This is a genomic window from Mycobacterium sp. TH-M106 (assembly GCF_057473765.1).
The window spans coordinates 1-3355 of record NZ_JBYCLE010000571.1 but is presented as its reverse complement, the minus strand read 5'-3'; the positions used below and the strand labels follow the sequence as shown (position 1 = coordinate 3355).

The window sequence follows — 3355 nt, the reverse complement described above, 5'->3', positions numbered from 1 at the left end:
ACCTTCCCGCAGTACCTGGATGCGCTGGACGCGGGCAAGCGTGATATCGACGTGGCGGCCTACCTGCCGCATTCACCGCTGCGGGTGTATGTGATGGGTCAGCGCGGCGTCGACCGTGAGCCGGCCACCCCGGAGGATCTGGCGAAGATGCGGGCGCTGGCCAAGGAGGCCGTCGAGGTTGGGGCGATGGGGTTCTCGTCGTCTCGGCTGGCCACCCACCGCACCGAGGGCGGTGCCCAGATCCCCAGCTTCGACGCCGCCTACGACGAGATCCTCGAGATCGGGCGTGGCATCGCCGACGGCGGCGGCGGGCTGATCCAGTTCGTGCCCGACATCCCGGCTGGCGGGTTTCAGCCGGTGCTGCAGCAGGTGTTCGACGCGGCGAGCGATGCCGGCTTGCCGGTCACCTTCACCCTGGCGGTCCTCAACGTCGGCGACCCGGTGTGGGAAGACGCGATCACCATGGTGGAGAAGGCCAACGCGGCCGGTGCTGCCATCAGCGCGCAGGTCTTTCCGCGGCCGATCGGGCTGATGATCGGTCTGGACCTGACCGTCAACCCGTTCGTACTGTGCCCGAGCTACCGGGAGATCGCCGGACTGCCGCTGGCCGAGCGGGTCGCGCAGATGCGCAGACCCGAAGTCCGTCAACGTATCCTGGCCGACCGGCCGACCGACGTCCCGGCGAACCCGATGGTGTACATGGCCCTGGCATTCGACTGGATTTTCCCCCTCGGTGACGACGCCAACTACGAGCCGGACCAGTCGAGCAGCATCGCAGCCCGGGCCAAGGCTCGCGGTGTCTCCCCGATGGAGGAGGCCTACGATCGGATGCTCGACGACGACGGCCACGCGATGTTGCTCGTCGCGCTAGCCAACTTCGAGAACAACTCGCTGGACACCGTCGGCAAGCTGCTGCGCCGCGACGACGTCGTGCTGGGGCTAGGCGATGGCGGCGCGCACTACGGAATGATCTGCGACTCAAGCTTTCCGACTTACCTGCTGACCCATTGGGCCCGTGACCGGGCAACCAGGCAAATCTCGGTGCCCGAAGCGATTCGGGAGTTGACGTCGGTGCCGGCCCGGGTTGCCGGGTTAGCCGACCGGGGCCGCATCGCCGTCGGTTACAAGGCTGATCTCAACGTGATCGACCACGCCGCGATGCGGTTGCACAAGCCGGTGGTGACCCGTGACCTGCCGGCCGGCGGGCGGCGGCTGGACCAATCCGCCGACGGCTACGTGGCGACCGTCGTCTCCGGTAAGGTCATCGCCGAGAACGGCACGCCCACGAACGCCCGCCCCGGCAAGTTGGTCCGCGGCCGCCAGGCTGCACCCCGCTTCCCGTAGTCGTTGAGATTGCATAGGGGGCTGTGAACTCTTGTCAATCACGACCCTGGGCGCAATCTCGACGAGTCTGGGCCGACGACCCTGACGGCTGGATCTCGCTACTGCACGGCGAGATTCGCTGCCGGATATGAGCTCAGCCCTCGTCGACCGAGCGACCGAGATAGGCCATCAGCGCGGCAGTCGGCGTTGCGCCCGGCGGTGCGGGTTGAGCTGGGCCGAAGCCCCCCGGTCGCCGCAGCATCTGTTCCGGTGCCGACTCAACCAATCCGCGACATAGCGCGAGTAGACCCGCGGGCAGCTCTACCGTCCGGCCTTGTGAGCGGTGGAGGTCCCAGCTGTGCACCGCGAGGTCCGAGACGGGAAAGCCAAGTACCTGGTGCAACGGAGCTTCGCCCATCGGCGACGGTCGCATTGCGTTCAGATCGGCGTCGGCCAGCACGTCACCTAGCCTGGCGGCCAGCTCGCGAAGCCGCGCCGCCGGGTTGTCGCACCTCCAGTCGGCCGGGTCGGCCGGCCTGGCCTGCACCTCTCCACCCTCGATGAGCGTCACCATCTTCGCGGCGGTTCCGGTGGCATGCCCCACCACGTCGCGCAAGCTCCAGTCCTCGAGATTGGACGGCTGATCCCAGCTGCCAGACGGTATCTGGTCCACGGCATCGATGAAGAGAGCGAGCGCCTCAGCGGCCAGCGTGCCCACTTGTGCATTCACGTCGTTCATGAGCGCAGTGTAGGCGTTGTGCGAGCAGCTAGATCATCCGCTGCGCCGGAGTGGACTTGGCCACCTTCGCCGGGTCGCGGGTCACCGCGTCGCCGAGCACCTGGTCGATGCGGGCCAACACGTCGTCGGGAATCCGCACCCCGGACGCCTTCACGTTCTCGGTCACCTGCTCCGGGCGCGACGCGCCGACCAGCGCGGCGGCGACGTTGTCGTTCTGCAGCACCCACGCGATCGCCAGCTGCGGCATCGACAGGTCCAGCTCCTGGGCGATCGGGCGCAACTGCTGTATCCGAGTCAGCACGTCGTCGGCCAGGAACCGCTTGATGAAGTTCGCGCCGCCTTTCTCGTCGGTGGCCCGCGACCCGGCCGGCGGCGGCTGGCCGGGAAGGTACTTGCCCGACAGCGCGCCCTGCGCCATCGGCGACCAGACGATCTGACTCAGCCCCAGTTGCCGGCAGACCGGAACCACCTCGGGTTCGATCACCCGCCACAGCATCGAGTACTGCGGCTGGCTGGAGATCAGCGAGACGCCGAGCTGGCGAGCCAGTTCGTGCGCGCCGCGGATCTGCTCGGGGCTCCATTCGCTGACCCCGATATACAGCGCCTTGCCAGCCCGCACCACGTCGGCGAAGGCCTGCATGGTCTCCTCCAGCGGGGTGAAAAGGTCGTAGCGGTGGGCCTGATACAGGTCGACGTAGTCGGTGCCCAGTCGGCGTAGTGAGCCGTTGATGCCTTCCATGATGTGCTTGCGGGACAGGCCCATGTCGTTCTTGCCGCCGGGTCCGGTCGGCCAGTACACCTTGGTGAACAGCTCTAGCGATTCGCGGCGCTGGCCCTGTAGGGCTGTGCCGAGCACCTCTTCGGCGCGACCGTTGGCATAGACGTCGGCGGTGTCGAAGGAGGTGATGCCGGCATCCAGTGCGGCGTGCACGCAGGCGGTGGCGACGTCGTTCTCGATCTGCGAGCCGTGGGTGAGCCAGTTGCCGTAGGTGATCTCCGAGATTTGCAGGCCGGAGTTGCCCAGATAGCGGAATTCCATGCTCTCCATAGTGGCGCACTATGCTCGACGCCGTGAGTAAGAAGGTGGACCTCGCCCAGCTGGCCGATGCTCTGCGCGACTACGGATTCGCCTACGTCATCAGCGTCGACGGCCACTTCCGCGCGCACACCACGACGGTCAACCCGGTGCTGCGCGACGGCGTGCTGCGGGTCGGGCCGGTCGGCCGGCACACCCGGGCGAACCTGGAAACCCACCGCGACGTCACCGTGCTGTGGCCCCCGCGGGTGGCGGGC

The 3355-nt window shown here is 67.6% G+C and carries 3 protein-coding genes and 1 pseudogene; 2 read left to right on the top strand and 2 right to left on the bottom strand.

Annotation, left to right across the window (positions count from 1 at the left end):
- Window positions 1–1344, top strand: a 1344-nt coding sequence (locus tag AC2VOP_RS19540) for an amidohydrolase family protein (RefSeq protein ID WP_486962504.1), incomplete at its 5' end; no start/stop codon positions are given.
- Between the two features lie 133 nt (window positions 1345–1477).
- Here AC2VOP_RS19540 and AC2VOP_RS19535 read toward each other — a convergent pair.
- Both AC2VOP_RS19535 and AC2VOP_RS19530 read right to left on the bottom strand, forming a co-directional pair.
- On the bottom strand, window positions 1478–2062 hold the full coding sequence (locus tag AC2VOP_RS19535; protein WP_486962503.1) for a TIGR03086 family metal-binding protein: 585 nt from the start codon (window positions 2060–2062) through the stop codon (window positions 1478–1480).
- Between the two features lie 28 nt (window positions 2063–2090).
- Window positions 2091–3101: an aldo/keto reductase family protein gene (locus AC2VOP_RS19530; RefSeq protein WP_486962502.1), complete on the bottom strand. Its 1011-nt coding sequence runs from the start codon at window positions 3099–3101 to the stop codon at window positions 2091–2093.
- Window positions 3102–3133: 32 nt separating this feature from the next.
- Here AC2VOP_RS19530 and AC2VOP_RS19525 point away from each other — a divergent pair.
- A pseudogene (locus AC2VOP_RS19525) lies at window positions 3134–3355 on the top strand (pyridoxamine 5'-phosphate oxidase family protein); the annotation flags it as partial.

Coding starts and splice junctions, on each gene's coding strand:
- AC2VOP_RS19530 (WP_486962502.1), bottom strand. CDS start 3,101: ATGGAATTCCGCTATCTGGGCAACTCCGGCCTGCAAATCTCGGAGATC.
- AC2VOP_RS19535 (WP_486962503.1), bottom strand. CDS start 2,062: ATGAACGACGTGAATGCACAAGTGGGCACGCTGGCCGCTGAGGCGCTC.